Source organism: Streptomyces acidicola (genome assembly GCF_009377235.1).
Lineage (GTDB): Bacteria > Actinomycetota > Actinomycetes > Streptomycetales > Streptomycetaceae > Streptomyces > Streptomyces acidicola.
Genome location: NZ_VMNX01000416.1, coordinates 1 through 4,458, shown reverse-complemented (window position 1 = coordinate 4,458; position 4,458 = coordinate 1). Strand labels below are relative to the sequence as shown.

1 protein-coding gene is annotated in these 4,458 nt (G+C 72.6%); it reads left to right on the top strand.

All coding sequences use genetic code 11. From position 1 onward, the window contains the following. The coding region (locus FPZ41_RS45100) for a type I polyketide synthase (RefSeq protein ID WP_152870557.1) at positions 1-4,458 on the top strand (4,458 nt) is incomplete at both ends.

Here is a 4,458-nt window from a genome sequence, read left to right as displayed (position 1 = left end):
GTTGAGGGGTTTGTGGGGACGGGGTCTGCTGCGAGTGTGATGTCGGGGCGGGTGGCGTATGCGTTGGGGTTGGAGGGGCCGGCGGTGACGGTGGACACGGCGTGTTCGTCGGCGTTGGTGGCGCTTCATCTGGCGGTGCGTGCGTTGCGGTCGGGTGAGTGTGGTTTGGCGTTGGCGGGTGGGGTGACGGTGATGTCGACGCCTGCTGCGTTTGTGGAGTTCTCGCGGCAGCGGGGTCTTGCGGTGGATGGGCGGTGCAAGGCGTTTGGTGAGGGTGCGGATGGGACGGTGTGGGGTGAGGGTGCCGGCATTCTGGTGTTGGAGCGGCTTTCGGATGCCCGTCGTAATAATCATCCGGTGTTGGCGGTGGTGCGGGGGAGTGCGGTCAATCAGGATGGTGCGTCGAATGGGTTGACCGCGCCGAATGGTCCGTCGCAGCAACGTGTCATCCGACAGGCACTGCGGAATGCGGGCGTGGTGGCCGCGGATGTCGACGTCGTCGAGGCGCACGGTACGGGGACCGCGCTCGGGGATCCGATCGAGGCGCAGGCACTGCTGGCGGCGTACGGCCGTGATCGAGGTGAGAACGGCGGGCCGTTGTGGCTGGGCTCGGTGAAGTCGAACCTCGGGCACACGCAGGCCGCGGCCGGTGTGGCCGGGGTCATCAAGATGGTACTGGCGATGCAGCGGGAGGCTCTGCCCGCGACACTGCATGTGGATCGGCCGTCCTCGCATGTGGATTGGGAGGCGGGGCAGGTTCGGCTGTTGACGGAGTCCCGGTCGTGGCCGCGTGGTGAGCGGCCGAGGCGGGCGGGTGTCTCGGCGTTCGGGATCAGTGGGACCAACGCCCACGTCATCCTCGAAGAAGCCCCGGCCGACAAGACCGACAGGACCGACAACCGCTCTGACAGGCCCGACGAGCCCGATTCCCGACCGCATTCCGGGCCGCGTTCCGGTTCCGAATCCGACCTCGATTCACCTGTCCAGCTCCCCGTCACCCCCTGGCTCTTGGCCGGGCGGGACGCCGACAGCCTTCGCGCACAGGCCGAACACCTCGCCGCGCACCTCACCGCGACCTCGGCATCCCCGACCGACCTCGGCTACTCGCTGGCCACCACCCGTGCCGTCCTGACTCACCGCGCCGTCGTCCTCGGGCCCGGCCTCGACGAGCTGAGCGGAGGCGTCCGTGCCCTAGCCGACGGTGAGCAGCACCCGGCGGTCGTCACCGGGCACACCCTCAAGGGGCGTACGGCATGGGCGTTCACCGGGCAGGGCAGCCAGCGCCCCGGCATGGGACGCGAACTCCATGATCGGTTCCCGGAGTTCCGCCGTGCCCTGCACGAGGTGTGCGAGCTCCTGGATGCCGAACTCGGCGCGGAGGACCCCGGCCACGTCCCCCTGCGCGACATCATGTTCACCGGCGCCCCGGAAACCCTGGCCCGCACTGGTCACGCCCAACCCGCCCTCTTCGCCCTGCAAGTGGCCCTTGTCGCTCTCCTGCGCTCCTGGGGCATGCGACCGGACTGCGTCCTGGGCCATTCGGTCGGCGAGTTCGCGGCGGCGTATGCGGCCGGTGTCTTCGAACTCCCTGATGCGGTAAGGCTGGTGGCGGCGCGCGCGCGGCTGATGCAGGCCCTTCCCGAGGGCGGCGCGATGGCCGCGATCGAGGCCACCGAGGACGAGGTCGCCGGGGTGCTGGACGGAGACGTGGCGATCGCCGCCGTGAACGGGCCGCAGTCCGTTGTGGTGTCGGGCGCGGAGAGTGCCGTGGAGGCCGTGCTCGCCGAGTTCCACGAGCGTGGTTGCCGTACTAAGCGACTGCGGGTCAGCCACGCCTTCCACTCGCCGCTGATGAACCCGATGCTGGCCGAGTTCACCACCGTGGCGGCCGGCGTCACCTACCGCACGCCGACCCTGCCCGCCGTCAGCACCCTCACCGGCGAGGCCCTGCGCGACGGGGACTGGACCACACCGACGTACTGGATCGAACAGGTCCGCCGACCCGTACGGTTCCATGACGCGCTCACCACCGTCGCCGGCCCCCAGGGGGTTGTCCGGCTCCTGGAGATCGGCCCCGACCCCGTCCTCACCGCGCTCGCCCGGGAGGCTGGACACGCCGCCGCGGCGACCCTGCGCACCGGACAGCCGGAGTCGGGGGCCGTCCTGAGGGCCGTCGCCGAGATGTACGTCCGTGGCGCCGATGTCCGTTGGTCCGCGCTGTTCGAGGGCACGGGTGTGCGGCGGCTGGACCTGCCCACGTACGCGTTCCGCCGCGAGCGGTACTGGCTGCCCGACCACGCCGTCGCGGAGCGGGGCACGGGGACCGGCTCCGACGGTGTCGAGGCACGCTTCTGGGATCTCGTGGAGCGGGGCGAGGTCGACACGCTCGCCGAGCGGCTGGGTGTGACCGGCGACGAAGCGCTGAACACCCTCGTGCCCGCGTTGTCCGCCTGGCGTCGGCAAGGCCGCCGGGACCTGGAGCAGGCGGCCCGCCGTTACCGCGTCCGGTGGCGGCCCGCCCGTCTTGCCGCCGACCCGGCAGCCCTCCCGGGCCGCTGGCTGGTGGCCGCAGCCGACCCGGCCGACCAAGCTGTTGTGGACATCGCGGCAGCCTTGCGTCGGACCGGCGCCGAGGTTGACCTGATCCCCGCCGCCACCGAAGCCCGTGCCGACCTCGCGGACCGTATCCGCGCCACCGGCCACGAGCCCACTCATGCCCTGGCCCTGGTGCCGTCGCCGGGTGCCGTGCTCGCCCTGTGGCAGGCCCTCTCCGACAGCGCCCCGGCCGCCCGCCTGTGGTGTGCCACCCGATCCGCACAGTCGGTGGGCGCCGGGGACACCCCGTCCCGGCCCGACGAAGCCGCCGTCTGGGGCCTGGGACGCACCCTCGCTCTCGAACAGCCCGACCGCTGGGGCGGCCTGCTCGACCTCCCCGCGCACCCCGACGCCGACGAGCCGCAGCGCCTCGCGCGGCTGCTGGCCGCCTCCGGTGACGAGGACCAACTCGCCCTGCGCCCCACCGGAGTCCTCGCGGCCCGCCTCGTCCGCGACACCAGCCCGAGCGGCCAGTCCGCCACCCCTGGCGAACAGCCGCGGAGCAGCCGCTTCCACGGCACAGCCCTCGTCACCGGAGGCACCGGCGCCCTCGGCCGGCACATCGCCCACTGGCTCGTCGACCAGGGCATCGAGCATGTCGTCCTGGTCTCGCGGCGCGGTGTCGAGGCCCCCGGCGCCCAGGAACTGCGTGACGAGCTGAGCGGTCGTGGAGCCGACGTCACGCTCGCCGCCTGCGATGTCGCGGACCGCACCGCCCTCGCCGGTCTCCTGGACGCCCACCCGCCCACCGTCGTCGTCCACGCGGCCGGCATCCTCGACGACGGCCTCGCCGCCGACCTCACCCCCGAACGGCTGGCGCGCGTCCTCGCCACGAAGGCCGGCGCGGCCCAGCACCTGCACGAACTGACCGCCGACCGCGCCCTCGACGCCTTCGTGCTGTTCTCGTCCACGGCAGGCGTCACAGGCAACGCAGGCCAGGCCGCCTACGCCGCCGCCAACGCGCGCCTCGACGCGCTCGCCCAGCACCGCCGTGCCGCCGGTCTGCCGGCCACGTCTGTCGCCTGGGGGCCCTGGGCCGGCGACGGTATGGCCGCCGACCCGGTCGTCACCACGCACCTGGCCCGGCTCGGCATCCGGCCGCTCACCCCCGACACCGCCCTCGACGCGCTCCGGCGCATCCTCGAAGACGACCGCACCTGCGTCACCGTCCTCGACGCCGACTGGGCCCACTTCGCCGAGACCACCGCCTACGCCCGCCGGGGCTCACTCCTGCGCGAACTCACCGCGCCCGCACAGCAGGAGGCCCGCACCGCGCACGGCCCCGAGCGGCCCACGGCAGGCGGCGGCGAACTCGCCACCGCCCTGCACGGCCGCCCGTCCGCGGAGCGGGAACGCCTCGTCCTCGCCCATGTACGAGCCACCGTCGCCGAGGTCCTCGGGCACAGCTCCGCCGCCGCGATCGCCGCCGACCGCCCCTTCAACGACCTGGGCTTCGACTCCCTCACCTCGGTGGAACTGCGCAACCGCCTCGGCGCCGCGACCGGGCTGCGCCTGCCCGCCACGCTCGTCTACGACCACCCGACACCCGCCGCCCTCGCGGCCCACATCCACGCCCAACTCCCGGGCGCCGACACCGGCATCGAGGCCCGGGACACCACTGCGGGCACCGCCACAGGGGATGCCCTCGACGACGACGCCGTCGCGATCGTGGGGATGGGGTGCCGTTTTCCGGGTGGTGTCTCGTCTCCGGATGAGTTGTGGGAGTTGCTCGCGGACGGTCGTGATGGTGTGGCGTCGTTTCCGGCCGACCGTGGTTGGGATATCGAGCGCCTCTATCACCCTGATCCGGAGCACTCCGGGACTTCGTATGTGAATTCCGGTGGGTTTGTGTCGGGTGTGGCG